General features: G+C 54.4%; 23 protein-coding genes. 10 read left to right on the top strand and 13 right to left on the bottom strand.

Translation table 11 applies throughout. The features are described from left to right. Positions 1 to 30: 30 nt before the first annotated feature. The 4 genes from AL479_RS05725 to arcA form a co-directional block, all read right to left on the bottom strand. The gene (locus AL479_RS05725) at positions 31 to 1,110 is read right to left on the bottom strand and encodes an alanine/ornithine racemase family PLP-dependent enzyme (protein ID WP_061075393.1); all 1,080 of its coding nucleotides are present in this window, start codon (positions 1,108 to 1,110) and stop codon (positions 31 to 33) included. 65 nt (positions 1,111 to 1,175) lie between these two features. Further along, positions 1,176 to 2,192: an ornithine carbamoyltransferase gene (gene argF / locus AL479_RS05720; protein ID WP_061075392.1), complete on the bottom strand. Its 1,017-nt coding sequence runs from the start codon at positions 2,190 to 2,192 to the stop codon at positions 1,176 to 1,178. 125 nt (positions 2,193 to 2,317) lie between these two features. Further along, the gene (gene arcC, locus AL479_RS05715) at positions 2,318 to 3,244 is read right to left on the bottom strand and encodes a carbamate kinase (RefSeq protein WP_061075391.1); all 927 of its coding nucleotides are present in this window, start codon (positions 3,242 to 3,244) and stop codon (positions 2,318 to 2,320) included. A gap of 10 nt (positions 3,245 to 3,254) precedes the next feature. Then, positions 3,255 to 4,475 (bottom strand): arginine deiminase, encoded by a 1,221-nt coding sequence (gene arcA / locus AL479_RS05710; RefSeq protein ID WP_061075390.1) that lies wholly within the window; start codon positions 4,473 to 4,475, stop codon positions 3,255 to 3,257. 678 nt (positions 4,476 to 5,153) lie between these two features. On the opposite strand from arcA, the gene AL479_RS05705 reads away from it, so the two are divergent. The 3 genes from AL479_RS05705 (at position 5,154) to AL479_RS05695 (ending at position 9,653) form a co-directional block, all read left to right on the top strand. Further along, positions 5,154 to 5,606, top strand: a complete 453-nt coding sequence (locus tag AL479_RS05705) for a YhcH/YjgK/YiaL family protein (protein ID WP_061075389.1) — start codon at positions 5,154 to 5,156, stop codon at positions 5,604 to 5,606. A gap of 471 nt (positions 5,607 to 6,077) precedes the next feature. Further along, positions 6,078 to 7,178: a NapC/NirT family cytochrome c gene (locus tag AL479_RS05700; protein ID WP_061075388.1), complete on the top strand. Its 1,101-nt coding sequence runs from the start codon at positions 6,078 to 6,080 to the stop codon at positions 7,176 to 7,178. 27 nt (positions 7,179 to 7,205) lie between these two features. Further along, the gene (locus AL479_RS05695) at positions 7,206 to 9,653 is read left to right on the top strand and encodes a molybdopterin guanine dinucleotide-containing S/N-oxide reductase (protein WP_061075387.1); all 2,448 of its coding nucleotides are present in this window, start codon (positions 7,206 to 7,208) and stop codon (positions 9,651 to 9,653) included. Positions 9,654 to 9,748: 95 nt separating this feature from the next. Here AL479_RS05695 and argF (AL479_RS05690) read toward each other — a convergent pair whose 3' ends face one another. Together argF (AL479_RS05690) and argL are read right to left on the bottom strand one after the other, a co-directional pair. Continuing rightward, positions 9,749 to 10,753, bottom strand: a complete 1,005-nt coding sequence (argF, locus tag AL479_RS05690) for an ornithine carbamoyltransferase (protein WP_061075386.1) — start codon at positions 10,751 to 10,753, stop codon at positions 9,749 to 9,751. After that, on the bottom strand, positions 10,723 to 10,818 hold the full coding sequence (gene argL / locus AL479_RS24180; RefSeq protein WP_413814514.1) for a putative translational regulatory protein ArgL: 96 nt from the start codon (positions 10,816 to 10,818) through the stop codon (positions 10,723 to 10,725). Before argL ends, argF (AL479_RS05690) begins: the two co-directional genes overlap by 31 nt. 98 nt (positions 10,819 to 10,916) lie before the next feature. Between argL and rraB the strand changes: the two genes are divergently transcribed. From rraB to AL479_RS05675, 3 genes are all read left to right on the top strand, one after another. After that, positions 10,917 to 11,342: a ribonuclease E inhibitor RraB gene (gene rraB / locus AL479_RS05685; RefSeq protein ID WP_061075385.1), complete on the top strand. Its 426-nt coding sequence runs from the start codon at positions 10,917 to 10,919 to the stop codon at positions 11,340 to 11,342. A 67-nt stretch (positions 11,343 to 11,409) separates the two neighbouring features. Further along, the gene (miaE, locus tag AL479_RS05680; RefSeq protein WP_061075384.1) at positions 11,410 to 12,174 is read left to right on the top strand and encodes a tRNA isopentenyl-2-thiomethyl-A-37 hydroxylase MiaE; all 765 of its coding nucleotides are present in this window, start codon (positions 11,410 to 11,412) and stop codon (positions 12,172 to 12,174) included. 87 nt (positions 12,175 to 12,261) lie between these two features. Continuing rightward, positions 12,262 to 13,092 (top strand): hypothetical protein, encoded by an 831-nt coding sequence (locus tag AL479_RS05675; RefSeq protein WP_061075383.1) that lies wholly within the window; start codon positions 12,262 to 12,264, stop codon positions 13,090 to 13,092. A gap of 6 nt (positions 13,093 to 13,098) precedes the next feature. Here AL479_RS05675 and AL479_RS05670 read toward each other — a convergent pair whose 3' ends face one another. Continuing rightward, positions 13,099 to 13,602, bottom strand: coding sequence for a GNAT family N-acetyltransferase (locus tag AL479_RS05670; protein WP_061075382.1), 504 nt, complete (start codon positions 13,600 to 13,602; stop codon positions 13,099 to 13,101). A 177-nt stretch (positions 13,603 to 13,779) separates the two neighbouring features. Between AL479_RS05670 and AL479_RS05665 the strand changes: the two genes are divergently transcribed. Then, positions 13,780 to 14,979 (top strand): YjgN family protein, encoded by a 1,200-nt coding sequence (locus tag AL479_RS05665; RefSeq protein ID WP_061075381.1) that lies wholly within the window; start codon positions 13,780 to 13,782, stop codon positions 14,977 to 14,979. Between the two features lie 65 nt (positions 14,980 to 15,044). Here the strand turns inward: AL479_RS05665 and AL479_RS05660 are convergent, their stop codons facing one another. From AL479_RS05660 to pepA, 3 genes are all read right to left on the bottom strand, one after another. Continuing rightward, complete coding sequence (locus AL479_RS05660; RefSeq protein WP_061075380.1) at positions 15,045 to 17,900, bottom strand: valine--tRNA ligase; 2,856 nt, start codon at positions 17,898 to 17,900, stop codon at positions 15,045 to 15,047. Then, positions 17,900 to 18,343 (bottom strand): DNA polymerase III subunit chi, encoded by a 444-nt coding sequence (gene holC, locus AL479_RS05655; RefSeq protein ID WP_042999255.1) that lies wholly within the window; start codon positions 18,341 to 18,343, stop codon positions 17,900 to 17,902. Before holC ends, AL479_RS05660 begins: the two co-directional genes overlap by 1 nt. A gap of 157 nt (positions 18,344 to 18,500) precedes the next feature. After that, positions 18,501 to 20,012, bottom strand: a complete 1,512-nt coding sequence (pepA, locus tag AL479_RS05650) for a leucyl aminopeptidase (protein WP_061075379.1) — start codon at positions 20,010 to 20,012, stop codon at positions 18,501 to 18,503. Between the two features lie 153 nt (positions 20,013 to 20,165). Between pepA and ytgA the strand changes: the two genes are divergently transcribed. The 3 genes from ytgA (at position 20,166) to lptG (ending at position 22,461) form a co-directional block, all read left to right on the top strand. Further along, complete coding sequence (gene ytgA, locus AL479_RS24005) at positions 20,166 to 20,216, top strand: protein YtgA (protein WP_211180521.1); 51 nt, start codon at positions 20,166 to 20,168, stop codon at positions 20,214 to 20,216. 62 nt (positions 20,217 to 20,278) lie between these two features. Next, positions 20,279 to 21,379, top strand: a complete 1,101-nt coding sequence (gene lptF / locus AL479_RS05640) for an LPS export ABC transporter permease LptF (protein WP_061075378.1) — start codon at positions 20,279 to 20,281, stop codon at positions 21,377 to 21,379. Further along, a complete protein-coding gene (gene lptG / locus AL479_RS05635; protein ID WP_061075377.1) occupies positions 21,379 to 22,461 on the top strand; it encodes an LPS export ABC transporter permease LptG in 1,083 nt (360 codons plus the stop codon). Before lptF ends, lptG begins: the two co-directional genes overlap by 1 nt. A gap of 62 nt (positions 22,462 to 22,523) precedes the next feature. Here lptG and AL479_RS05630 read toward each other — a convergent pair whose 3' ends face one another. The 3 genes from AL479_RS05630 to idnT form a co-directional block, all read right to left on the bottom strand. Beyond that, entirely contained in the window at positions 22,524 to 24,026 is a 1,503-nt protein-coding gene (locus AL479_RS05630; RefSeq protein WP_061075376.1) for a helicase HerA-like C-terminal domain-containing protein, read from the bottom strand. Positions 24,027 to 24,104: 78 nt separating this feature from the next. After that, entirely contained in the window at positions 24,105 to 25,103 is a 999-nt protein-coding gene (gene idnR / locus AL479_RS05625; protein WP_061075375.1) for a DNA-binding transcriptional regulator IdnR, read from the bottom strand. A gap of 57 nt (positions 25,104 to 25,160) precedes the next feature. Then, on the bottom strand, positions 25,161 to 26,480 hold the full coding sequence (idnT, locus tag AL479_RS05620; protein WP_061075374.1) for a gnt-II system L-idonate transporter: 1,320 nt from the start codon (positions 26,478 to 26,480) through the stop codon (positions 25,161 to 25,163). Positions 26,481 to 26,531: the final 51 nt, after the last annotated feature.

Here is a 26,531-nt window from a genome sequence, read left to right as displayed (position 1 = left end):
AGAGTCCTCAATCTGACAGAGAGTGATTTTTTAGAAGTAGCTGTATTGTTTGCCGACGTATTCGGAGGTCATGCACTGCAAGACGCCGCTGTATCCCAGGGAGAAATAGACGATGTCGCCCACCTGATATCCCGATGCGGCGTGGGTGACATCGAGGATCAGGTGATCGGAACTGGCGCCGAGCACTTTGACGCCGGGATCAAATGGCCGGAGCTGGGAGAAAGAGACGTCCTGTTCGCCGAGCGCGGCCAGCGCCCGATGGTGTACGCCAAGATCTTCGAATACCGGCTTTCTCCCCATGGCATCCAGCGCCGTGGAGTGTTGCGGAACGGAGGGCTTGTCTTTCAGCTCGATGATCTCCACGCCGAGCTTGATAGCGTCCTGACGAGTGTCGGGGATCGGCTCGTCATTCAGGCCGAACCCCATGATCAGCGATGCGCCAAGCCGCAACTGGTTGACGCCCGTCGGCAGTCCGCCGTTGATCAGCAGGAACAGGGCGGCGGAGCTGGCGCCGGAAATTGTGCGCAGTGCAATACCCAGCTCGTCTTCGATCTCATGGGCGAGATCGACCAGCGCCTGCTGGTTTTCGGTGGTGGGTTCCACTCCGCCGTAGCAGGCAAGATTGGCGCCCAGTCCTTCCAGCGTCAGCCCTGGCAGTTCCTTGTGCACCAGACGTGCAAGGCGTCGTGTCTCCTGCGGATCCACGCAGCCTTCGCGCAGATCGCCCAGGTCATGCATCAGAATGACCCGGTGCGTTTTGTTCTGCGCGATGGCTGCCGCAGAGAGCGCCTGCAACGTATGTTCTTCGGAATTCAGTGAGATATCCGCATAGGCCACGATGTCGTGTGCAAGGCTTATCTGCGGCAGACGCAGCAGCAGTTTGTCGACGGGCAGGTCGGCGATTTTTTTGAGATTCTGGATGCGGGAATCTGCAATCGTGCTGATTCCCGCATCAATCATGGCTCTGGCGACATTTGCCGCTTCGCAGCTCAGCTTATTGACGCCGACAGGCTCTACACCGTGCTGGCGGCACAGCGCAATCAGCGTCCGGGTATTGTCACGAATGACCGAAAGATTAACGAAGAGGCATGGAAAATCCTGGTTTCGCATAATGGGTCTCCTTACGTGGGCGCGGGTCAGGAAGGCTCCCGCGCCCGGTGCATTCGGTCCAGTAGCTACCGTGTGAGTGAGTCGCCGAGCGTCGCCACCATCACCGCTTTGATGGTGTGCATGCGGTTTTCCGCTTCGTCGAACACGATGGAGTGTGCGGATTCAAAAACCTCTTCCGTCACTTCCAGCCCTTTCAGGCCGTAGGCGGCTTCAATTTCACGTCCCACTTTGGTGTGTTCGTTATGGAAGGCGGGCAGGCAGTGCATGAACTTCACGTTGGGGTTGCCGGTGGCGTCGATGACCTTCTGGTTGATCTGGTACGGCGTCATCAGGCTGACGCGTTCAGCCCAGGCGTCTTTCGGTTCCCCCATTGAGACCCAGACGTCGGTGTACAGAAAATCAACGTCGTAGACGCCTTCTTCCACATCGTCGGTCAGCGTGATGCGTGCCCCGGTGGTGCTGGCGATGTCGCGGCATTGCGCAACCAGCGTTTCATCTGGCCAGAAGGATTTTGGCGCGACGAGGCGAATATCCATGCCCATCTTCGCGGCGCCGACCATCAGGGAATTGCCCATGTTGTTGCGCGCATCGCCAAGGTAGGCGAAGCTCAGCTCGGGCAGCGTTTTCCCAGGCGCGTGCTCCAGCATGGTCATCAGATCCGCGAGGATCTGCGTGGGATGGAATTCGTCGGTCAGGCCATTCCACACCGGTACCCCGGCGTATTGCCCCAGTTCCTCAACGATCTGCTGACCGAACCCGCGGTATTCGATGCCGTCGTACATCCGGCCCAGTACACGAGCGGTATCTTTCATCGACTCTTTATGACCGATCTGCGAGCCGCTTGGGCCGAGGTAAGTGACCTGCGCGCCCTGGTCGAATGCCCCGACTTCAAAAGCACAGCGGGTGCGGGTGGAGGTTTTTTCGAATATCAGCGCGATGTTTTTCCCGATCAGCGTTTGCTTTTCGCGCCCGGCTTTTTTCGCCGCTTTCAGTTCAATCGCCAGATCGATAAGGAACTGGATCTCCGCCGGAGTAAAGTCGAGAAGCTTCAAAAAATTGCGATTTTTCAGTGAAATAGCCATCAATGTGTCCTTGGTTGATGTAGGCCTGATAAGCGCAGCGCCATCAGGCAATGGCCGCGTTTCTCTGCCGGATGGCGGCGTCGCCTTATCCGGCCTGGGGATTCGTGCCATCAGGTAAAAAAGGGTTATGCGACAGCGGTTTCGCGCCGAATCAGAGTGCCTTTATCCCCGGCGAGAATGGCCGGGCCATCGGCCAGCGAACCGATGCCCGCAATGCCGTGGCAGCGGCTGACAAAGTCGGCGCAGGCGCTGACTTTGGGTCCCATCGAACCGGCGTCAAATTGCATGTCGCTCAAGAGTTCGGGTGTCACCTGCGCCAGGGGACGCTGGGTCGGTTTGCCCCAGTCGAGGTACACCGCGTCGGCATCGGTCAGGATCAGCAGCGCGTCGGCGTGGATCTGGCTGGCGAGCAGCGCGGCGGAAAGGTCTTTGTCGATCACCGCTTCCAGGCCGTGGTAACCGTCCGCTTTCTCGACGACCGGCACGCCGCCGCCGCCGTTACAGATGACCAGATGATCGCGGGCGATCAGCGCCTGGATGGCGTCGCTCTCTACGATGCGTTTTGGCTGTGGTGAAGGCACCACTCGGCGGAACGCTTTGCCGTCCGCTTTGAAGACCCAACCTTTTTCGGCCTGTAACGCGTCGGCCTGGGCTGGGTCATAAACCGGACCGATATACTTGGTCGGGTTGTGAAAGGCCGGATCGTTAGGGTCCACTTCAACCTGCGTGAGCAGGACGCTGATTTCGCGCTGCGGCAGTTGGTTCTTCAGCGCCTGTTGCAGCATGTAGCCGATCATCCCCTGGCTTTCCGCCCCGAGAATGTCCAGCGGGTAGGGGGTGACGCGGTCGTAGGCGCTGTTTTGCAATGCCAGCAGTCCCACCTGCGGCCCGTTGCCGTGAACCAGCACCACCCGCCATTGCTGTGTGAGTTGGGCGATCGTTTTCGCCGCCAGGACGATGTTCTTGCGCTGGATGTCGGCTTCCAGCGGTTCGCCGCGCTTGAGCAACGCATTGCCGCCGAGGGCGACAACCAGAGTCGGTTTGTTTTGCATGGTGGGTTCCTTAAATGCCATCGCGTTCCAGTGGGCAACTCATGCAGCGCGCGCCGCCGCGTCCGCGTCCCAGTTCATCGCCGGGGATAGGCAGCACAGTGATGCCAGCTTTGTCGTATTTTTCGTTGGTCCAGATGTTGCGCTCGTAGCCCACGACCACGCCGGGGCGCAGCGTGAGGACGTTGTTGGCGTCGTTCCACTGCTCACGCTCGGCTTCAAAGGCGTCGCCGCCAGTGGTAATCAGGCGCACCTGATCGATGCCGAGCGCTTTCTCAATGGCGTTAACCAGCGTGCGTTCTTCGGTACGTTTCAGGCCGCCGCGACCGTCTGGCGTCAAGGTCCAGCACTGCACGTCCTGGCGCACCACTTCCGGGTAGACGGAGAAAGTGTCGATATCGATGTGGGTCATGACGGTGTCGAGGTGCATGCAGGAGCGGTGTTTGGGGAGCTCAACGGCAATCACCCGTTCGGCCTGGCGATGGTTAAACAGCGACTGGGCAAGGAACTCGATCCCCTGCGGCGTCGTGCGTTCAGACATGCCGATCAGCACCGCACCGCGCCCGATGACCAGCACATCGCCGCCTTCTAAGGTGGCATGGTCGTAATTGATATTCTCGTCGCCGAAATATTTAATAAAATCGCCGTCGGCAAATTGCGGATGCCAGCGATAAATGGCCCGTAGATTATTGGTTTCACGCTGGCGAGCCGGTTTGGCCATTGGGTTAATGGACACACCGTTATATATCCAGCAAGAGGTATCGCGGGTAAATAAATGGTTTGGTAATGGCTTCATAATAAAGTCATTAATATCGTGAGTATCAACCACCATATTTTTAATTGAGGCGGGAATTTCACCGTAGGTGAGTCCGCCGCTTAAATGACGGGCCAGTTCCCGGTGCGACATGTCGGCCAGCCAGGCGCGGATGTCGGTGGCGAAAGTAGGGCCAAGTCGGTAATCTGAGATTTGCGTTTCCAGTAGCCAGCTTTTGGCATCCGCGATATCCAGAGTTTGTGTCAGTAAATCAGTCAGTAACAGAACTTCGATACCCTGCTCGCGTAACGTGTTGGCGAAAATATCATGCTCTTCACCTGCGCGTTCAACTGACAGTACGTCATCAAACAGCAGCTCCTGGCAGTTAGACGGCGTGAGGCGTTTCAGGCTGAGGTTAGGGCGATGCAACATCACACTGCGTAGTTGGCCGATTTCAGAACCGACATAATGTTTTTCCATTACGATACCTTTCACTCTATTTCAGGAATAAAAAGGGGGTGGCTGCGAATAATGAAAATGCTCGCAGTCATAAGTGTTCCGATATTTTTCGAGAGGCATCATTGAATTATTTAGAGGTCGGAAATGTGATGAGTTTCACATCCGTTCGGTTATTTGTTTTTTCTTAATTAATATATGACAGAGGTCTGAGAAATAACAAAAATAAAAAGTCTTAACCTGAATTACTACGCAGTTATACGTCAGATTATTCTTTAGTGTTAATTATTTGTTGGCTAAAGCAAAGAATGAAAACAACGCAACATCATGATTTTTATGGAGTAATAATAATTTAAAGCATAGATATGCGTATTGTGAATTATATTATTTTCTCCATAAAGTAAATTGAGCAATAACTATGGCGATTATCATTGATTAAGCAGTGGAAATGAATTGTGATCGACTAAAGGTTTTTCTTATAAATCCTTATATAACAATTTGTTGCGATGGTTCTTCATTGAGCATGTTTACATTTTATGCATTAAAGATGCATAGATCGCTGTTTAGTGTTAACAGACAGTCAACAACTTCAGCGATAAACATGCGCTGACGCAAAACTTTGCAAGATAGCGATGGCACGACCGGACTTTTTTTCGTATAACAACTAAAAATTGAAACGCTGTTTTGAATGAGAGGTATGAGATGATCGTTGGTAATATTCACCATCTGCAATCCTGGCTTCCTGAAGAACTCCGCCAGGCGATTGAGTACATTAAGGCAAACGTCACCGAGACGACGGAGAAGGGGAAACATGAGATTGACGGTAGTCGTCTGTTCTACCTGATTTCTGAAGATATGACCGAGCCGTTCGAGAAGCGTCGTGCGGAGTATCACGCGCGCTATCTGGATATTCAGATCGTGCTGAAGGGGCAGGAAGGGATGACCTTCAGCGTACTGCCTGCCGGTAAGCCGGATACCGACTGGCTGGCTGATAAAGATATTGCGTTTTTAGCGGAAGGCGAGCAGGAGAAAACGCTGATCCTGAATGAAGGTGACTTTGTCGTCTTTTATCCGCAAGAAGTGCACAAACCGCTGTGCGCCGTCGGTGCGCCTGCCCCGGTGCGTAAAGCGGTGGTTAAGCTGCTGATGGCTTAAACAGAAAAGGCAGGAATTGCACAGCCGCTCCCTGAATCGGAGCGGCTGTCCTTTTTATGATTTATCCTACATTCGTCCATAAAGATCCTTGCTCCTGCGCGAGTAGAAAAATAGTAAACTGCATCGGTATTCATTAAGAAGTGACCCGAACGGTAAAAGACGGTTTATTTCAGCCATTAATAGTGCACCGCGATCACATTATTTCCTTATATATTTAAATATATAACGGTGGCTTGATTTTAGTTAGTCGTTGTATATTTAATTTTATATCGCTACCGGCGTAACTTCAGTCACAACATACAGTTAGCTGTAACCTTTCCTGTTAACTTTCAAAAACTCGATCAAAAGCACGTTTAACTCTTTCTGGTTAATAACACTTTTGTGTTACATCAATTCTTGTTGAAAAATCATCCAGCAAAATACATTGCACAAAATTAAATATTAACTTTTGAATTAATTTCAGGGCAAGGTATGAATAAAAAATGGAAGTGGATAGCGGGTCTTGTATTCGTGGGTATTCTGCTGGGGGGAACACTCGCGCTGTCATCGATGTGGATAATGCATAAAACGTCAGATACCTCGTTTTGTCTCTCCTGCCACACAATGCAAGCACCCTATGAAGAGTACCAGGGATCTGCGCACTTTATGAACCAAAAAGGTATCCGTGCTGAGTGCCGCGATTGCCACATTCCACAATCGGGTATGGATTACCTGATCACCAAAGTTCGGGCCAGTAAGGATATCTGGCATGAGTTTGTCACCGGCAAAATTGATACACCGGAAAAATATGAGGCGCATCGCCTCGAGATGGCGGAGACGGTCTGGGAGCAGATGAAAGCTAACGATTCGGCGACCTGCCGCTCGTGCCATCAGTTTGACGCCATGGATCTACAAAAGCAGAGTGCCGATGCGCAGAAAATGCATGCTCTGGGTATCAAAGAAAAACAAACCTGTATTGATTGCCATAAAGGTATCGCGCACTTCCCACCAGAAATCACGATTGACACCAAAGCGCATGATGCGCTGATGGAAAACGCACGCCAGACGCCGGCTGATGCGAAAGAAGTGTACCCCGTCGCGCCTGCCGCACTGGGCAACCTGGGCACGGTTTATCCGGCCACCAAACTGAACGTGGTGGGGCATTCCGGCGATGCGCGGGAAGTGGAGATTACCGGTAGCCAAATGCAGGGTGCTGAACAGGTGATTTACTTCGCGGCGGGTCAGCGTTTGATCCTTGCCACACTCACCGATGAAGGTCAAAAAGCGCTCAAAATCTCCAGCGACTGGGAAAAGGATCCCTACGGAAACGCATGGCGCAATGTGTCTCTGCGCGCACCTCTGGCTGAACCCGCACTGAGTAAACCCGACGTAATCTGGGACTACGCCAAAACACTCGACAAAACGTATTGCTCCGGATGTCATGCGCCGATTTCCTCCGAGCATTACACCTTAAATGCCTGGCCTTCCGTAGCAAAAGGGATGGGCGCGAGAACGGATATCAGCGCCGAGGATTTAGACATCCTTACTCGCTGGTTCCAGTATCACGCCAAAGATTTTACCTCTAAGGAATAACTGACAATTACGATTAAAGGAAAACCTATGAACCTTACACGACGTAACTTTATAAAGTATGCTGGCGGTTCCGCTGGCGCGATGATGATTACCTCGGCAATCCCGATGCCAGCGTGGGCCGCAGACGCGCCGGGTAATGCCATCCTGACGGCAGGGCGTTGGGGTGCGATGTACATCGACGTTAAAGACGGCAAAATTGTGTCGTCGCGCGGCGCGCTGGCGAAAACGATTCCCAACGATCTGCAAACTACCGCACCCGATCAGGCGCATACCCCGTGCCGTATTCAATCTCCGATGGTGCGTAAAGGCTTTCTGAATGCGCCGGGCAAACCGGACGGCAACCGTGGTAAAGACGAATTCGTCAAAGTGTCATGGGAAGACGCCCTGAAGCTCATCCACGAGCAACACGCCCGTATCCGTGCTGAGCATGGCCCATCTTCCGTATTTGCGGGTTCATATGGCTGGCGCTCCAGTGGTGTGCTGCACAAAGCGCAGACGTTGCTTCAGCGCTACATGAGCATGGCAGGCGGCTATACCGGGCATACCGGCGACTACTCTACTGGCGCGGCGCAGGTGATCATGCCGCACGTCGTCGGTTCGGTTGAAGTTTACGAACAGCAGACGGCATGGCCGCTGCTCCTCGAACATAGCCAGGTGGTGGTCCTGTGGGGCCTTAACCCGCTGAACACCCTGAAAATTGCCTGGACCAGTACTGATGAGCAAGGCCTCGAGTACTTCAATAAACTGAAAGCTTCCGGCAAAACCGTTATCGCCATCGATCCACAACGCTCAGAAACGATCGATTTCTTCGGTGATAAAGCACAGTGGATTGCACCGAATATGGGGACTGACGTGGCGCTGATGTTGGGTATTGCGTCCGCGCTGGTAGAAAAAGGACTGCATGACAAAGCCTTCCTCGATAAATACACCACCGGCTATGGCGAGTTCGAAGCGTATCTGACCGGTAAGAACGACAACACGCCGAAAAATCCGGCCTGGGCCGAGAAGATTTGCGGCGTTCCGGCGAAGCAAATGGAAATTCTGGCGGAAATCTTTGCCAAGAATAAAACCATGCTGATGGCGGGCTGGGGCATTCAGCGTCAGCAGTATGGCGAACAGCGCCACTGGATGCTGGTTACCCTGGCGGCGATGCTCGGCCAGATTGGTACCGAAGGCGGCGGTTTTGGTTTCTCTTACCATTACTCTAACGGCGGCAACCCAACTCGCAGTGGCGGTGTGCTGTCGGCGATTTCAGCGACAATCGCAGGCGGCTCGTCTGCTGGCAACGACTGGGCAACTTCCGATGCGGTTGAAGCGTTCCCGGTGGCGCGTATTGTTGAAGCCCTGGAAAACCCCGGCGGCAAATATCAACATAATGGTAAGGAACAAACCTTCCCCGATCTGCGCATGATCTGGTGGGCCGGCGGTGGCAACTTCACTCATCATCAGGACACCAACCGTCTGGTGAAAGCCTGGCAAAAACCGGAACTGGTGGTGATCTCCGAGTGTTACTGGACGGCTGCCGCCAAGCATGCTGATATTGTTCTGCCGATCACTACATCGTTTGAACGTAACGATCTGACCATGACCGGCGACTACAGCAACCAGCATCTGGTGCCGATGAAACAAGCCATCCCACCACAGTTCGAAGCCCGCAATGATTTTGACGTGTTCGCGGATATGGCTGAGCTGCTGAAACCAGGCGGTAAAGCTGCTTACACTGAAGGCAAGAGCGAAATGGACTGGCTGCGCGAGTTCTACGACGTGGCGCAGAAAGGCGCGCGCCAACAGCGCGTCAATATGCCGCAGTTCACCGCTTTCTGGGAGGCGAACAAGCTGATCGAAATGCGTAAGAATCCGAAAGAAGAAGTTTTCGTGCGCTATGCCGATTTCCGCAAGGACCCGGTGATGAACCCGCTGGGTACGCCGAGCGGTAAAATCGAGATTTACTCGAAAACCATCGAAGGCTTCAACTATAAGGATTGCCCGGCGCATCCGACCTGGCTGGAACCAGACGAGTGGGCTGGCAACGCGAAAGAGGATGAACTGCAGTTGCTGACTGCGCATCCGGCGCATCGTTTACACAGTCAGCTTAACTATGCGTCGCTGCGCAAACAGTATGCGGTGGCCAACCGTGAGCCGTTCTACATCCATCCGGAAGATGCGAAAAAACGTGGCATTGCCGATGGCGATTTGGTGCGCGTCTGGAACGCGCGTGGTCAGGTGCTGACTGGCGCGAAAGTCACCGACGGCATCAAGCAGGGCGTGGTGTGTATCCATGAAGGTGCATGGCCGGATCTGGATTACGCCGGTACCGGGATCTGTAAAAACGGTGGTGCCAACGTGCTTACCAAAGACATCCCGACCTCGCGTCTGGCGAATGGCTGCGCGGGCAACACTGCGCTGGTGATGGCGGAGAAATACACCGGACCGGAGCTGGAACTTACCGCGTTTACACCGCCAATGGGCGCATAATTCACGGTTGTAACACTGGGCGGAAACGATGATTTTCGCTTCAGACTGCTGATGAACCCCACATTGTTATGTGGGGTTTTTCTTTGCGGACAATATTATTGTGCCAGCGTCGCCACCATCACCGCTTTAATGGTGTGCATCCGGTTTTCAGCCTGGTCAAACACAATACTGGCCGGGGATTCAAACACTTCATCGGTGACTTCCATTCCGCCGTGCAGACCAAATTCCTCCGCCATTTTTTTACCGAGCGTGGTCTGGTCATCATGAAACGCGGGCAGGCAGTGCAGGAACTTCACCTGCGGGTTCCCGGAAAGCGCCATCATCTGGCTGTTGACCTGGTAGTCGCGCAGCATGGCGATACGTTCCGCCCACATCTCTTTTGGTTCGCCCATCGACACCCAGACGTCGGTGTAGATAAAGTCCGCCCCTTTCACGCCAGCCGCGATATCTTCGGTGAGCGTAATGTTGCCACCGTTTTTCTTCGCCATTGCGCTGCATTCTGCGACCAGCGACGCTTCCGGCCAGCAGCTTTTAGGAGCCACCAGGCGCAGATCCAGCCCGGTGAGCGCGGCGGCTTCCAGCATTGAGTTACCCATGTTATTGCGCGCATCGCCGGCGTAAACCAGCGTCATGTCGTTAAACGCTTTACCTGGCAGATGTTCCTGCATCGTCAGCAGGTCAGCCAGTAATTGGGTAGGATGGAACTCGTTGGTCAACCCATTCCATACCGGCACGCCAGCATATTCGGCCAGCGTTTCGACCACTTCCTGGCCGTAACCGCGATACTGAATGCCGTCATACATCCGGCCCAACACGCGCGCGGTGTCTTTAATTGACTCTTTATGCCCAATCTGGCTCCCGCTGGAACCGAGATAAGTGACGCGAGCCCCCTGGTCGTAAGCGGCAACTTCGAAAGAGCATCGTGTACGGGTCGAGTCTTTTTCGAAGATGAGCGCGATGTTTTTGCCTGTAAGCTTTTGTTCTTCTTTGCCGTTTTTCTTATCGGCTTTTAGTTTTGCGGCAAGTTGGACGAGTGCGGTGAGTTCTGCAGGGGTGAAATCGAGTAATTTTAAAAAATGCTTCTGATAAAAACCTGACATAGTTCCCTCCCATGGCGAATGCCATTTGTTGAATTAAAATTCAATTTATATGGATGATTATGCATTTGCAACCCTGTTTCACAAATCTTTTCTGGAAAGGTGGAGGCAATGACGGCGGTATGTGACAATAAGAGTATCGGCAGGACATTATGAGGAACGAGCCATGGCAAACCCGGAACTACTGGAAGAGCAGCGTGAAGAAACGCGCCTGATTATTGAAGAATTACTGGATGATGGTAGCGACCCGGACGCGTTGTACACCATCGAACACCATCTTTCCGCAGACGATTTCGAAACCCTGGAAAAAGCCGCGGTTGAAGCGTTTAAACTTGGCTACGAAGTGACTGAGCCGGAAGAGCTGGAAGTGGAAGAAGGCGACACCGTCATTTGCTGCGATATCCTCAGTGAATGTGCGCTGAAAGCTGACCTTATCGACGCGCAGGTTGAACAGTTGATGAATCTGGCTGAGAAATATGACGTCGAGTACGACGGCTGGGGCACCTACTTTGAAGATCCGAACGGTGAAGAAGGTGAAGAGGGCGACGACGAAGACTACGTCGACGAAGATGACGACGGTGTGCGTCACTAAGATCCCCGAACGTTAAAATGTTAAAGAGTACGGCAGTGTGCTGCCGTACTCTTTCGACAGGGTACACATGGATTATCCGCAAATTCTCTCCCCGGTACGCCAGTTTCTGCACTGTCCGACCCCGCAGGCCTGGGTTGACCAGGCGCGCGATCCGCAAAACCTTCCTCTGCTGCTCACCGATCATCTGATATGCGAACTCAAGGCGGCGCAAACGGCGATGCTGCTGGTGCGTAAGTACGTAGCGGATAAACCGGGCGCGGATGCGCTGCTCGCCTGGCTACAGCCGTATGAAGCCTTTGCTTTCCGGGAAGGGCCGGAACCGGACTTTGTTGCGCTCCATAAACAGATGGGTAAAAGCGTGATGCCGGAAACGGACGATCCGTGGGGCCGCCAGCTTATCGACAGCATGGTGCTGTTGATAAAGGAAGAATTGCACCACTTCTGGCAGGTGCGAGAAGCGATGCAGGCCAGAAACATTCCTTACGTGAAGATCACCGCCAGTCGCTACGCGAAAGGGATGCTGAAAGCGGTACGTACGCACGAACCGTTGACGCTGATTGATAAGCTGATTTGCGGTGCCTACATCGAAGCACGCTCCTGCGAACGCTTCGCCGCGCTGGCCCCGTTTCTCGATGATGACCTGCAAAAGTTCTATCTGTCGCTGCTGCGTTCCGAAGCGCGTCACTACCAGGACTATCTGACGCTGGCGCAACAGGTTTCACAGGACGATATTTCTCCCCGCGTCCGCTATTTTGGCGACGTGGAAGCGGCGCTGATCGTCTCGCCGGACAACGAGTTTCGTTTTCACAGCGGTGTCCCCGTCGCCTCTTAATTTCGGTAGTTCTGCCCGCCGTAAGGTGACATCCCGACGCGGGCAGTGAAAAATATGTCCTTTTCAGGGCAAGGAATACCAATACCGATGAACTGGACACATGTACTTCTCGCAGGCTACGTCGGCGCGGTCATCGCCGCGGTGATAGGGCTCATGCGTAAAAAAGGCTGGGTGGGGAAGGCTTCCGGCGCGGTACTGATGATGGTGGCGATTGTCGCGTGGAACCTCTTTGACGTGCACTACCTGATCCCGCGAGAAAAAGCGGCGTCCGGTCAGACGGAAGAGCAACAGTTTGATGCCGCGCTACTGCAAATGCCGACGTTTCAGGTACTGAAGGAACAGGAGCCGGCATTCTGGGTCCATCTTCGCACCCAGGCGCTGCAACTGAAAAATGAAGGCAAAACCGAACAACAAATTATCGATACCATTCAACCGCAGGTGCTGCAAATTCAGATGTCGCGTTTACAGCAGGCGCCGGACAGTAATGTCATTGACTATATGAAGATCAATCTCGAACAGACTGCGGCGGTGCAGAAAAAAGGTGACGATGAGTGTTTCCGCTTTCTCTTCCCGCAGGTCAAAGGCGGCATTAACCCGACGCGTCTGATCTCGCCGGATATTCTGAAACGGCGTATGGAAGGCGATGCGGCGATGATGCGCGCGGCATACGGCCCTAATAAACACACGGTAACCGACACCGAAAAACAGCAGGCTATGCAGGATCTGCAAAGCGTCGTACCGGTACTGGTGCAACGCTACGGGCAGGATGTACAGCTTATGGCTGAGCCGGAGAAGGGGATCGGGAAAGAGAAGATCGTTTGCGATCTGGTGCAGGATATGTGGACGGAAGTGCTGAAATTGCCAGCCGCGCAGGCCGCTGGCGTGATTCGACTTTCGGTGTCGCCTGAGATGCAATAGCCGGTCTTACAGGGGTTTGAGCATCCGCACTTCGCAATCGACGTGCCCGGTGCAGCCCAGCGGTTCGCTGATATGCTCAAACCCTAAATGTTCATACAGGCCAATCGCTTCGCGTAAAAAGGCGGTCGTTTCCAGATAGCAATGTTTAAATCCCTGCGCGCGGGCGTGATCCATCGCCATCAGCGCCAGCTTTTTCGCCATGCCTTGTCCGCGCGCCGCAGGCAAAAAGTACATTTTTTGCAGTTCGCAAATATCGGGTTCGCTACAGGTTAACGGCGCAATTCCGCCGCCACCCACAACTTCGCCATTACGCTCTACCACCCAATATGCATGTCCTGGTTGCGAGTAGAGTTGATACAGCTCATCCAGATTCGGATCGGCAACGGTATAGCCTTTGTCAGCGGTGAGACCATATTCGGCGGAAACCTGACGGATAACGTCAGCGATGGCAGGATTATCCTGTGCTGAAAGAGGGCGGAGAGTGAGCGTCTGATGCTGTTGATTACTCATATTTTTCGTTTGTTAAAGCTAAATATATATAATTGTAATTGATATCATTCTCTTTGAAAGCATGCAAGCGGTACGTAAAAAAAACAAGCGTTTATTCAGCGAACAGGTTATTCTATCTTTGCTAATAAGGATACCTTTATTATTTATTAGGTTTATTTTGAAAACAAAGGAATTGTTATGGATTTGTTTGCGAACAATGAACGGAAGCCTCGTTGGCAGTTTGACTTTCATGGTCGTGCCGGGGAGTATTTTATTATCTGCTTAACTAATGTCCTTCTATGCGTCATTACTCTTGGCATTTATACACCATGGGCAATCGTACGTAGTCGTCGCTATATTTATGAAAACATGGAATTGAATGGCGCGCGTTTTGGCTATCATGCGACAGGGTTGGCCATTTTTTTGAGTTGGTTATTCGTCGTCCTTTTTTTTGTCGTCATCTCCTTCTTCGCGGCGATTCCGGCTCTTGAACTGACGTTAATGTTGGCATTTTTCCTCGTATTACCTGTCTTTATGGTCAAAAGCATAAAATATAATGCCATGATGACCACACTGAATAATGTGCGTTTTAACTTTCACTGCTCATTGGGGCGCGCATGGTGGGTGATGATGGGATTGCCTGTGGTGCTCTATATTATACTGACAGTATTGATTCTTGTAATAGTGAGTATTCCTGGTGATATTTCTTATAACGTAGAGGCTATTATTACAAAGTTCTTGCTGGCGTTTGTCATTTTTCTCGTAGGTATGGGAATAATTGCCGGTATCATCTATGCAAAATGGATTTCACTGGTTGGTGGGGGAGGCCAGTTTGGTATTCACCGTTTCTCCGTTGCCGCCAGTGTGAAGCAGTGCATCAAAGTGTGTTTACTGTCGATGCTGATTCTTGTTCCCTTCCTGGTGGTTATCGCCTGGCTCTTTTCTGACATTTTCGGTGCAATCGTGCTGGCCAATATGGGTGGGGGAATGAGTGACGAGAGGCTGGGAATGTTGATTTTAAGTTACCAGGGGGAAATCATCGCCTGTTACTTGCTTTACTTCGCGGCGATACTTTTCTCTACGGGTTATATGTGGATGGGGTTGCGCAACCACTTTATGAACAACCTGACTCTCGCGGACGGCAGTATCCGTTTTCATTCCGGTATCGCATTTCATGCACTGATAGTGCAGTGGGTGCTGATTGCCGTGGTCTCGTCCATCACACTGGGGCTGGCTTATCCGTTCATGAAGATGCGCTATCTGCGTTTCCTGGCGGCGAATACATGGGTTGATGGCGATCTGGATACTCTGGAACTGACTGACCATGATGAGCAGCCTGAGACAGGGCCGATTGCGGTGCTGTCTCGCGGCATGATGACGCAGATTCCCTTTATCTGATACAAAAGTCTGATACAAAAAGGCCGGAGCATGCTCCGGCCTTTTTACATTACCACTGTCCGTGATTACAGCGCGGCGATCACCGCCTGCTGCTCAATCAACTTCGCTTTCGCTTCGGCGTAGCCTTCCAGCTTCTCACGCTCTTTGGCGATCACCGCTTCCGGCGCGCGTGCAACAAAGCCTTCGTTAGCGAGTTTGTTTTCGATACGGCTAATTTCGCCTTCGATTTTCGCCACTTCTTTCGCCAGACGCGCCAGCTCATCTTCTTTGTTGATAAGGCCCGCCATCGGGATCAGCAGCTCGGCGCCGTCGATGATTTTGGTCACAGAGACCGGACCTTTGTCATCGGCAGGCAGTACGGTGATGCTTTCCAGACGCGCCAGGTTCAGCAGGAAGCTACGGTTGTCGTTTACGCGACGCATCGCGTCATCACTGCAACCACGTAGCAGCAGCGCCAGCGGTTTACCCGGCGCAATGTTCATTTCCGCACGGATGTTACGTACGGCAACGATCGCCTGCTTCAGCCATTCGGTGTCAGCGAGTGCGGCTTCATCAACCTGTGCGGCGTTATATTCCGGGAACGGCTGCAGCATGATGGTGTCAGCGGTAATACCGGCAATCACTTTCACACGCTGCCAGATGGTTTCGGTGATGAACGGGATGATCGGGTGCGCCAGGCGCAGCAGACCTTCCAGCACGGTCACCAGCGTATGGCGGGTGCCACGCAGTTCGGCTTCAGAACCGCCGGTCATGACCGGCTTGGTCAGCTCCAGATACCAGTCACAGAACTGGTTCCAGGTGAACTCGTACAGAATGCCCGCGGCGATATCGAAACGGAAGTTATCCAGCGCTTCACGATACGCTTTGGTGGTCTGGTTGAATTCAGCGAGGATCCAGCGGTCCGCCAGCGACAGGGTCATCTCGCCGCCGTTGAAGCCGCAATCCTGCTCTTCGGTGTTCATCAGCACAAAACGGCTGGCGTTCCACAGCTTGTTACAGAAGTTACGATAACCTTCCAGGCGCTTCATATCCCAGTTGATGTCGCGACCGGTAGACGCCAGCGCGGCCAGGGTGAAACGCAGGGCGTCGGTGCCGTGCGGCTCGATACCTTCCGGGAACTGTTTTTCAGTACGTTTGGCAATCTTCTCAGCTAGTTGCGGCTGCATCATGTTGCCGGTACGTTTTTCCAGCAGCTCCGGCAGCGAAATACCGTCGACCATATCCAGCGGGTCAATCACGTTGCCCTTGGATTTGGACATCTTCTGGCCTTCGTCGTCGCGGATCAAACCGGTCATGTAGACCGTCTTAAACGGAACCTGCGGCTTGCCGTTTTCATCTTTGATGAAGTGCATGGTCATCATGATCATGCGGGCAATCCAGAAGAAGATGATGTCGAAGCCGGAAACCATCACGCTGGTCGGGTGGAACTGACGCAGCGCGTCGGTGTTTTCCGGCCAGCCGAGCGTCGAGAAGGTCCACAGCGCGGAGGAGAACCAGGTATCCAGCACGTCGTCGTCCTGACGCAGGGCAACGTCTGCGCTCAGGTTGTTTTCCTGACGCACTTCGTCTTCGTTGCGACCCACATAGACGTTACCGTCGTTGTCGTACCATGCCGGAATACGGTGACCCCACCACAGCTGACGGGAGATACACCAGTCCTGAATATCGCGCATCCAGGAGAAATACATGTTTTCGTACTGCTTCGGCACGAACTGAATGTCGCCGTTCTCAACGGCTTCTACCGCCGGTTTTGCCAGTACATCGGCACGGACATACCACTGGTCGGTCAGCATCGGTTCGATGACCACGCCGCCACGGTCGCCGTACGGGACGGTCAGGTCGTGCGGTTTAATCTCTTCCAGCAGGCCCAGCGCGTCGATCGCAGCCACCACCGCTTTACGTGCGGCAAAGCGCTCCAGTTTCTGGAATTCCGCCGGGATTTCGTTGGAGTAGACGTCAGACTCATTGCCTTTGGTGTCGTACACTTCCGCCGTTTCGCGGATATCGCCATCAAAGGTGAAGATGTTGATCATGGGCAGGGCATGACGACGACCGACTTCGTAGTCGTTAAAGTCGTGCGCCGGGGTGATCTTCACGCAGCCGGTGCCTTTTTCCATGTCGGCATGTTCATCACCGACGATCGGAATGCGGCGGTTCACCAGCGGCAACACCACGAATTTGCCAATCAGATCTTTATAGCGCGGATCTTCCGGGTTGACGGCCACGCCGGTATCGCCCAGCAGGGTTTCCGGACGGGTGGTCGCAACCACCAGGTAATCTTTGCCGTCTGCGGTTTTCGCGCCGTCGGCCAGCGGGTAGCGGATGTGCCACATCGAGCCTTTAGACTCGCGGTTTTCCACTTCCAGGTCAGAAATGGCGGTCCGCAGTTTCGGGTCCCAGTTCACCAGGCGTTTGCCACGGTAAATCAGATCTTCTTTGTACAGGCGGACAAAGACTTCTTTCACGGCATTGGAAAGGCCTTCGTCCATGGTGAAGCGCTCGCGCTCCCAGTCAACAGAGTTGCCGAGACGACGCATCTGGCGGGTGATGGTGCCGCCGGATTCCGCTTTCCACTGCCAGATTTTATCGATAAAGGCATCGCGACCGTAGTCGTGACGGGTTTTACCTTCTTCAGCGGCAATTTTACGCTCAACCACCATCTGGGTCGCGATACCGGCGTGGTCGGTCCCGACCTGCCACAGGGTATTTTTCCCCTGCATGCGCTGATAGCGGATCAGCGTATCCATGATGGTTTGCTGGAAAGCATGACCCATATGCAAACTGCCGGTGACGTTCGGCGGCGGGATCATGATGCAGAAGGACTCTTTGCTTTCATCGCCGTTAGGCTTGAAATAGCCCTGCTTTTCCCAGTGCTCGTAAAGCGGCTGTTCGATATCTTGGGGGTTGTATGTCTTTTCCATTATTTCCAGGTTGCCGTATTCAGGTTAAAACCAGCCACGCGGTAGGCTTTGTAGCGTTCGCGTGCCGATTGTTTCAGAGAATCTTCGTAAGGGACGAAGTCTATCACTTCTGTGAAAGCGGTGGCAAAATCTGCAAAGCCAACGCGCAGGCTGATGAGCAGGTCGCGCGGGCTGCTGTTGCGTTTTTCCGGCCAGGCGATTTCCACCGGCGCACCGCCGCGCGGCCCTTCACCGGCCAGATTGTGCGGGACGAAACGGTCGGCCGGTCTGGCCCACAGCGCTTCATCCAGGCGAATCGCCTGCTTTTCGTCTTCGCAGGCAATCAAAACGCGTTTGCCGCTGCGCCAACGTTCTGCGGCAATTTCACACACCAGTTGCTCGACGGCGCTAAGGCCATCGTGTTGTGTGTCGTTGTCCAGAAGGTAGAAGGTTGCATTTCTCATTTCTATACCCGTCGTCTTTCAAGTCGCCTCTTTGTTGGCTGCCTTCTCGCACCCCAGTCACATAGTAAACTATGCTCCTGGGGATTTGCTCAGTTGCCGCCGCGATGCAACTCGAAATCCATAGGGTATAGAATTCTTATTGCCTGTGCTTGCGGCTTTACTCTTCGCCGTTAAACCCGGCACGATTGAGCAGGAACTGCGACAACAGCGCCACCGGACGACCGGTTGCGCCTTTGGCTTTCCCGGAACGCCATGCGGTACCGGCGATGTCGAGGTGCGCCCAGTTGTACTTGCGGGTAAAGCGCGACAGGAAGCAGCCTGCGGTGATTGCGCCGCCAGGACGGCCGCCAATATTCGCCATATCCGCGAAGTTGGACTCCAGCTGTTCCTGATACTCATCACCCAGCGGCAGACGCCACGCGCGGTCACCTGCTTGTTCGGACGCGCCGATCAGTTCGTGCGCCAGCGGGTTATGGTTCGACATCAGACCGGTAATGTGGTGGCCCAGCGCAATCACGCAGGCGCCGGTCAGGGTTGCCACGTCAATAACCGCTTCTGGCTCGAAACGCTCAACGTAGGTTAAGACGTCGCAGAGTACCAGACGGCCTTCGGCATCGGTGTTCAGCACTTCAACCGTCTGGCCGGACATTGTCGTCAGCACGTCGCCCGGACGATAGGCGCGACCGCCAGGCATGTTTTCACAGCCTGCCAGTACGCCGATGACGTTGATTGGCAACTGCAGTTCCGCCACCATGCGCATTACGCCATACACTGCCGCCGCTCCGCACATGTCGTACTTCATCTCGTCCATGCCTTCAGCCGGCTTGATGGAGATACCGCCGGAGTCAAAGGTGAGCCCTTTACCGACCAACACAATCGGACGCACGTCTTCGGACGGACTGCCTTTGTACTCAATCACTGACATCAGCGATTCATTCTGCGAACCGTGACCGACGGCGAGGTAAGAGTGCATTCCCAGCTCTTTCATCTGCTGTTCGCCGATGACGCGGGTGACCACATTCTTGCTGTAGCTGTCAGCCAACTGACGCGCCTGCGAGGCTAAATAGGCGGCGTTACAGATGTTTGGCGGCATGTTGCCGAGATCTTTCGCGGCCTTAATACCGGCGGCAATGGCCAGACCGTGCTGAATCGCACGCTCGCCGCTGGTCAGTTCTCGACGGGTTGGCACGTTGAAGACCATTTTACGCAGCGGGCGGCGCGGCTCGCTTTTGGTGGTTTTCAGTTGATCGAAGCTATACAGCGTCTCTTTGGCTGTCTCGACAGCCTGACGCACTTTCCAGTAGTTATTGCGGCCTTTGACGTGCAGTTCGGTCAGGAAGCAGACGGCTTCCATCGAGCCGGTATCATTCAGAGTGTTTATGGTTTTCTGAATCACCTGCTTATACTGACGTTCATCCAGCTCGCGCTCTTTGCCACAACCGATGAGGAGGATACGCTCGGACAGTACGTTGGGAACATGGTGTAACAACAGGGTCTGACCCGGTTTGCCTTCCAGTTCGCCACGACGCAGCAGGGCACTGATGTACCCGTCGCTGATTTTATCGAGCTGTTCTGCAACCGGAGAAAGGCGGCGTGGTTCAAAGACGCCCACGACGATGCAGGCACTCCGCTGTTTCTCCGGGCTACCGCTTTTTACACTAAACTCCATGCACTACGCTCCTGAATCTTAAAGACAACGGCGGCGCCTGCGGTTAGAATTGCAAGCTTTCGTAACTCATATCCGCAGTTGCGGTGACTTCGTGTTAATCTTAACGTTATTACGGCATTGGCACATCAGAACGTGTTCTGAGTGGCGAATCCGCTGAGTATAATAATTTTAGCGACGATTTCGACGACTCAAGAGAATAAATGACGTTTAAGCCATGAAACAAGCTAAATTCCTGCAAAAGACGAGTTTTTACGGGCGTATTTAAAGTGATAATCATAAGATATCTGGTGCGGGAGACGCTCAAAAGCCAGCTTGCCATCCTCTTCATCCTGCTTTTGATCTTCTTTTGTCAAAAGTTAGTGAGGATCCTCGGCGCAGCGGTTGACGGTGACATTCCGGCAAATCTGGTGCTCTCGCTGCTGGGCCTCGGCGTGCCTGAAATGGCACAACTCATCCTGCCGCTCAGTCTGTTCCTCGGACTGTTGATGACGCTGGGCAAACTGTATACCGAAAGTGAAATTACGGTGATGCACGCCTGCGGCCTGAGCAAGGCCGTGCTGGTGAAAGCGGCGATGATCCTGGCGTTGTTCACCGGTATCATTGCCGCCGTTAACGTCATGTGGGCGGGGCCGTGGTCGTCAAAACATCAGGATGAAGTGCTGGCGGAAGCGAAAGCCAACCCTGGTATGGCCGCACTGGCGCAAGGGCAGTTCCAGCAGGCCACCAACGGCGGCTCGGTACTGTTCATTGAAAGCGTTGACGGTAGCGACTTTAAAGATGTGTTCCTCGCGCAGATTCGCCCGAAAGGCAACGCCCGGCCTTCCGTGGTCGTGGCCGATTCCGGACACCTGTCGCAACTGCGCGACGGTTCGCAGGTGGTCACGCTGAATAAAGGCACCCGCTTTGAAGGTACTGCGCTACTGCGTGATTTCCGCATCACCGATTTCCAGGACTATCAGGCGATTATCGGTCACCAGGCGGTGGCGCTGGATCCGAACGACACCGACCAGATGGACATGCGCACACTGTGGTCCACTGATACCGATCGCGCCCGTGCGGAACTGCACTGGCGTATCACGCTGGTATTCACCGTATTTATGATGGCGCTGATGGTCGTACCGCTGAGCGTGGTCAACCCGCGTCAGGGCCGCGTGCTGTCGATGCTGCCCGCGATGCTGCTGTATCTGATGTTCTTCCTGATCCAGACCTCCCTGAAATCCAACGGCGGGAAAGGGAAGCTGGACCCGGTTATCTGGATGTGGGTCGTCAACCTGCTGTATCTGGCGCTGGCGGTGGGTCTTAACCTGTGGGATACAGTGCCGGTGCGCCGTCTGCGCGCCCGTTTTTCGCGTAAAGGAGCGGTGTGATGCAGCCATTTGGTGTCCTTGACCGCTATATCGGTAAAACCATTTTCACCACCATCATGATGACGTTATTCATGCTGGTGTCGCTTTCCGGCATCATCAAGTTCGTCGACCAGCTGAAAAAAGCCGGGCAGGGGAGCTACGACGCGTTGGGCGCGGGGATGTACACCCTGCTCAGCGTGCCGAAAGATGTGCAGATTTTCTTCCCGATGGCGGCGCTGCTTGGCGCGCTGCTGGGACTCGGGATGCTGGCGCAGCGCAGTGAGCTGGTCGTGATGCAGGCGTCGGGTTTTACCCGTATGCAGGTGGCGCTCTCGGTGATGAAAACCGCGATCCCACTGGTGCTGCTGACCATGGCCATCGGCGAGTGGGTAGCGCCGCAGGGCGAGCAGATGGCGCGTAACTACCGTGCGCAGGCGATGTACGGCGGTTCGCTGCTTTCCACCCAGCAGGGGCTGTGGGCGAAAGACGGCAATAACTTTGTTTACATCGAACGGGTGAAAGGTGACGAAGAGTTAGGCGGCATCAGCATTTACGCCTTCAACGATCAGCGTCGTCTGCAATCCGTGCGCTATGCCGCGTCTGCGAAGTTTGACCCGGAACAGAAGGTCTGGCGTCTGTCGCAGGTGGATGAGTCGAATCTGACCGATCCGAAGCAGATCACCGGTTCGCAAATGGTGAGCAGTACCTGGAAAACCAACCTCACGCCGGACAAACTGGGCGTGGTGGCGCTGGATCCGGATGCGCTTTCTATCAGCGGTCTGCACAACTATGTGAAGTACCTGAAGTCGAGCGGCCAGGAGGCCGGGCGCTACCAGCTCAATATGTGGAGTAAAGTCTTCCAGCCGCTGTCCGTTGCGGTGATGATGCTGATGGCGCTGTCGTTCATCTTTGGTCCGCTGCGTAGCGTGCCGATGGGCGTGCGGGTGGTCACGGGGATAAGCTTTGGTTTTGTCTTCTATGTGCTGGACCAGATCTTTGGTCCGCTGACGCTGGTGTACGGCATTCCGCCGATTATCGGCGCGCTGCTGCCGAGCGCCTCGTTCTTCTTGATCAGCCTCTGGTTGATGATGCGTAAGTCATAATCGTCCGCCGCCACCGGCAACGTAAAGCGCAGTGCCTGATGGCGCTGCGCTTATCACCGGTACTATCGTTTTCTGCCGCCCATTAAGCTGCCTAACATCCCGCGAATGATCTGATTGGTGACCTGACGTGCTGCGCTTTTCGCCACGCTCTGCACTACGCCATCGCGCTTGCCGCCGCGCGGTCCGGTACTGCCGAAGAGAATGTCTTTCAGTCCGCCGAGGATCCCGTCGTCAACCGCCACCGCTTTGCCTTTCGTCGTCGGGTTACTTTGCGCTTCAGTCGTCGCCTGGACGCCTTTTTGCAGCATTTCAAACGCGGATTCACGATCCAGGTCGTCTTCATATTTGCCATAAACCGGAGAGTGGTTGATAAGCCCATTGCGCTCATCATCCGTCACCGGTCCCATCCGTGAGCACGGGGCGATCACCATCGCCCGCTCGACGACCGATGGACTGCCTTTGGCATCCAGGAATGAAACCAGCGCTTCACCGGTGCCCAGTTCCTGAATCGCCTTCTCTGTATCAAATGCCGGATTGGCGCGCATGGTCTGCGCGGCGGTTTTCACCGCTTTCTGATCTTTCGGCGTGAAGGCGCGCAGGGCGTGCTGAACGCGGTTGCCCAACTGACCGAGGACGTTATCCGGAATATCCGCCGGGTTTTGCGAAACAAACCAGACGCCAACCCCTTTCGAGCGGATCAGACGGATCACCTGTTCGATTTTATCCAACAGCACCTGCGGGGCGTCGTTGAACAGCAGATGCGCTTCGTCGAAGAAGAAAACCAGCTTCGGTTTTTCCAGATCGCCGGCTTCCGGCAGTTGCTCGTAAAGCTCGGAGAGCATCCACAGCAGGCTGGCAGCGTAGAGTTTTGGCATCTGATAGAGCTTCTCGGCGCTGAGAATATTGATGATCCCTTTGCCACTGGCATCGGTCCGCATCCAGTCTTTGATGTCGAGCATCGGCTCGCCAAAGAAGTGCGTTGCGCCTTGCTGTTCAAGCGTCAGCAGCCCGCGCTGGATCGCCCCGACCGAGGCGCTGCTGATGTTGCCATACTGATTCTGGAAGGATTTGGCGTTATCGCCGATGTATTGCGTGATAGCCCGCAGGTCTTTGAAATCTAACAGCAGCAGGCCCTGGTCATCGGCAATACGGAAGATAATGTTCAGCACGCCGGACTGCACCTCGTTGAGGTTCAGCAAACGCGCCAGCAGCAGCGGCCCGAGGTCTGAGACCGTGGCGCGAACCGGATGACCTTTTTCGCCGAAGATATCCCACAGTACCACCGGATTGCCGTGCGGTTGCCAGTCGGTAATGCCGATATTCTTCAGTCTGGTGAGCAGTTTTTCGGAGGCCAGGCCCTCGGCGGCGACGCCGGTTAAGTCACCTTTCACATCGGCCATAAATACCGGTACGCCGATTTCCGACAGCGACTCGGCCAGCTTTTGCAGCGTGACGGTTTTCCCGGTCCCGGTCGCCCCGGTAATTAGCCCGTGGCGGTTCGCCATCCCGGGGAGTAAAAACAGTTCAGTGTCTGGCGTGCGGGCAATCAGCAGGGGTGAGCTCATTAGATTTCCTCCATTTATCCTGCGTCGAGTATAGGCAATGTGAATTAAAGAGAATATGCGCCGGGGAGAGAAAATCACTTATAGCGTATTGCCGTGGTAAATCTGGTATCCCAAATCGATCGTATTGTGGTTGTGGTCGTTGTTTTTGATTTTACTTAGCAACATCTGTGCCGCCATGCGGCCAATGTCAAAGCGGGGCGTGATGACGCTGGCAAGGCTGGGGATCATCTGTCGGCCCATTTCCAGACCGTGGAAACCGGCAATGGAGACCTGTTCCGGTACGGACAGTTCGCGTTCCCGGCAGAACAGCAGCGCGCCCATCGCAATATCATCGTTGGTGCAAAACACGCCGTCTAAATCCGGGTGGGCAATCAGCGCATCACGCATCAACTGCATGCCCAGACGAATCGACGAGATCGCCCGCGGGTTAACGCGCAGGGGCGTCAGGCCTCGTTGCGTCATCGCGTCGCAGTAGCCGCGAAAACGCTGTTCATCACGGATATCGTCTTTCGAGCCGAGATAGAGAATTTTGCGCCGCTGGCGTTTATCCAGCATGGTGCTGACCATATCAAATGCCGCCTGGCGGTTATCAAACCCGACTTCCATATCCAGCCGATCGCCCTGAATATCCATTAGCTCGATAATGGGAATGGCCGCCGAGCGCAGGAATTTCACCGTGCGCAGGGTGTGATACTTCTCGGAAAGAATAATGCCGTCGATATTGTAGGAGAGCAGATTGATCACCGACTCTTCTTCCGACTCTCGATCGTAGTTGTAGTTGGCAATCAGCGTCTGGTAGTTGTGGTCAGAGGTAACGGATTCAATGCCGGCAAGAATGTCGGCGAAGAGCTGGTTCTGAAAGGAGGGAATGAGCACGCCAAGCGTGTAGCTTTGCGCGTTCAGCAGCATGGCCGGCGCACGGTTCGGGATGTAGTTGATCTCCTCCATGATCTGCGCGATACGCTCGCCAGTTTCCTTTGCGACCTTTTTCGGCGAGCGGATATAGCGACTCACCGTCATTTTGGTCACGCCCGCGAGCGTGGCGATGTCCTGCAAAGAAATTCTGTGGTTCCTCATCTTCTCTCCGGTACCGGGGAGCGGCGGCGACATCGCCCCCCGGTGGTTAATCACGCCTTAATGCAGAACCGCATTCAGCGTCAGCACGCCCAGCAGCCCCATGATTGAAATCAGCGTTTCCATCACGGTCCACGTCCGCAGCGTTTCACCGACGCTGAGGTTAAAGTAGCCCTTGAACAGCCAGAATCCTGGATCGTTTACGTGCGAAGCGATTACGCTACCGGCCCCGGTTGCCAACACCATCAACGCTGGATCGGCATGGGTGACGTTAATGATCGGCAGTACCACGCCTGCGGTCGTGATCGCGGCGACGGTCGCCGATCCCAGTGCAATGCGCAGTAACGCGGCCACTGTCCAGCACATCAGCAGCGGCGACAACGAGGTGCCGGTCATCAAGTGCGAGATATACTGACCCACGCCGCTGTCCACCAGAACCTGTTTAAACGCGCCGCCACCAGCGATGATAAACACAATCATGGCGATGGCGCCGATGGAGTCACCGACGATATCCATGATCTGTTCAATCGTCCTGCCATTGCGTCGACCGAGGGTGAAAATCGCCAGCACGATGGCGATAAACAGCGCGACGGCAGGGTTCCCGATAAACTCAAAGAATACCCGCACTGAGTTGGTTTTGGGCAGTGTAATTTCACAGACGGCGGCAACGGCCATCAGTATGACGGGGATCACCGCCGCAAAGATACTGTTCCAGAAGGACGGCATCTCCTCTTCGGTGAACAGGTGCGGGTTAAACAGCCCTTCCGGCGGCGCTTTTTCAAAGCGGGTCAGCAGTTTTGAAAACAGCGGGCCTGCGACAATCACCGTAGGAATGGTGATAATGAACCCGTACAGCAGCGTGGTGCCGAGGTTGGCTTCAAAAATCGTCGCAATGGCGGTCGGCCCCGGATGCGGCGGCAGGAAGCAGTGGGTGACCGAGAGGGCAGCCACCATCGGCACGCCGACGTACAGCAGCGGCAAACCGGATGAAGCCACCACCGTAAATACCAACGGCAGCAGCAGTACAAAGCCGACTTCGAAGAACATCGCCAGCCCGACGACCAGTCCGGTGATGACCAGCGCCCACTGCACGCGTTTTTTACCAAACGTCCCGATCAGGGTGGTCGCGATGCGCTGCGCGGCCCCCGTATCAGAAATCAATTTCCCCAACATTGCGCCAAAACCGAGGATCATCGCCAGCCCGCCGAGCGTGCCGCCGATCCCGTTTTGAATGGAATGTAAAACGGCTTGTGCGTCCATCCCTTCGGCGAATCCCACGACGGCTGCAACCAGGACCAGGGCGATGAATCCATTGACTTTAAAGCCAATCATCAGGACCAGAAGCAGCGCGACGCCTGCCGCAATTATGATTAATGGCATAATCTTATCTCTTATGTGTGCCAAAAAGGCAGCGCTTGCGCGCTGCGTAGG

The organism is Citrobacter amalonaticus, assembly GCF_001559075.2.
Taxonomy (GTDB): Bacteria; Pseudomonadota; Gammaproteobacteria; order Enterobacterales; family Enterobacteriaceae; genus Citrobacter_A; species Citrobacter_A amalonaticus_F.
The sequence above is the reverse complement of the archived record's forward strand: the minus strand, read 5'-3'. Positions and strand labels throughout refer to the sequence as shown.

What these genes read in the sequence shown, in the direction of transcription:
- AL479_RS05630 (WP_061075376.1), bottom strand. Translation starts at nt 24,026, where the DNA reads ATGAGCTCACCCCTGCTGATTGCCCGCACGCCAGACACTGAACTGTTT.
- AL479_RS05705 (WP_061075389.1), top strand. Translation starts at nt 5,154, where the DNA reads ATGATCGTTGGTAATATTCACCATCTGCAATCCTGGCTTCCTGAAGAA.
- lptG (WP_061075377.1), top strand. Translation starts at nt 21,379, where the DNA reads ATGCAGCCATTTGGTGTCCTTGACCGCTATATCGGTAAAACCATTTTC.
- argL (WP_413814514.1), bottom strand. Translation starts at nt 10,818, where the DNA reads ATGCATAATCATCCATATAAATTGAATTTTAATTCAACAAATGGCATT.
- pepA (WP_061075379.1), bottom strand. Translation starts at nt 20,012, where the DNA reads ATGGAGTTTAGTGTAAAAAGCGGTAGCCCGGAGAAACAGCGGAGTGCC.
- arcA (WP_061075390.1), bottom strand. Translation starts at nt 4,475, where the DNA reads ATGGAAAAACATTATGTCGGTTCTGAAATCGGCCAACTACGCAGTGTG.
- argF (WP_061075392.1), bottom strand. Translation starts at nt 2,192, where the DNA reads ATGGCTATTTCACTGAAAAATCGCAATTTTTTGAAGCTTCTCGACTTT.
- AL479_RS05700 (WP_061075388.1), top strand. Translation starts at nt 6,078, where the DNA reads ATGAATAAAAAATGGAAGTGGATAGCGGGTCTTGTATTCGTGGGTATT.
- idnR (WP_061075375.1), bottom strand. Translation starts at nt 25,103, where the DNA reads ATGAGGAACCACAGAATTTCTTTGCAGGACATCGCCACGCTCGCGGGC.
- AL479_RS05695 (WP_061075387.1), top strand. Translation starts at nt 7,206, where the DNA reads ATGAACCTTACACGACGTAACTTTATAAAGTATGCTGGCGGTTCCGCT.
- AL479_RS05725 (WP_061075393.1), bottom strand. Translation starts at nt 1,110, where the DNA reads ATGCGAAACCAGGATTTTCCATGCCTCTTCGTTAATCTTTCGGTCATT.
- AL479_RS05675 (WP_061075383.1), top strand. Translation starts at nt 12,262, where the DNA reads ATGAACTGGACACATGTACTTCTCGCAGGCTACGTCGGCGCGGTCATC.
- arcC (WP_061075391.1), bottom strand. Translation starts at nt 3,244, where the DNA reads ATGCAAAACAAACCGACTCTGGTTGTCGCCCTCGGCGGCAATGCGTTG.
- holC (WP_042999255.1), bottom strand. Translation starts at nt 18,343, where the DNA reads ATGAGAAATGCAACCTTCTACCTTCTGGACAACGACACACAACACGAT.
- AL479_RS05660 (WP_061075380.1), bottom strand. Translation starts at nt 17,900, where the DNA reads ATGGAAAAGACATACAACCCCCAAGATATCGAACAGCCGCTTTACGAG.
- AL479_RS05670 (WP_061075382.1), bottom strand. Translation starts at nt 13,602, where the DNA reads ATGAGTAATCAACAGCATCAGACGCTCACTCTCCGCCCTCTTTCAGCA.
- argF (WP_061075386.1), bottom strand. Translation starts at nt 10,753, where the DNA reads ATGTCAGGTTTTTATCAGAAGCATTTTTTAAAATTACTCGATTTCACC.
- AL479_RS05665 (WP_061075381.1), top strand. Translation starts at nt 13,780, where the DNA reads ATGGATTTGTTTGCGAACAATGAACGGAAGCCTCGTTGGCAGTTTGAC.
- miaE (WP_061075384.1), top strand. Translation starts at nt 11,410, where the DNA reads ATGGATTATCCGCAAATTCTCTCCCCGGTACGCCAGTTTCTGCACTGT.
- idnT (WP_061075374.1), bottom strand. Translation starts at nt 26,480, where the DNA reads ATGCCATTAATCATAATTGCGGCAGGCGTCGCGCTGCTTCTGGTCCTG.
- rraB (WP_061075385.1), top strand. Translation starts at nt 10,917, where the DNA reads ATGGCAAACCCGGAACTACTGGAAGAGCAGCGTGAAGAAACGCGCCTG.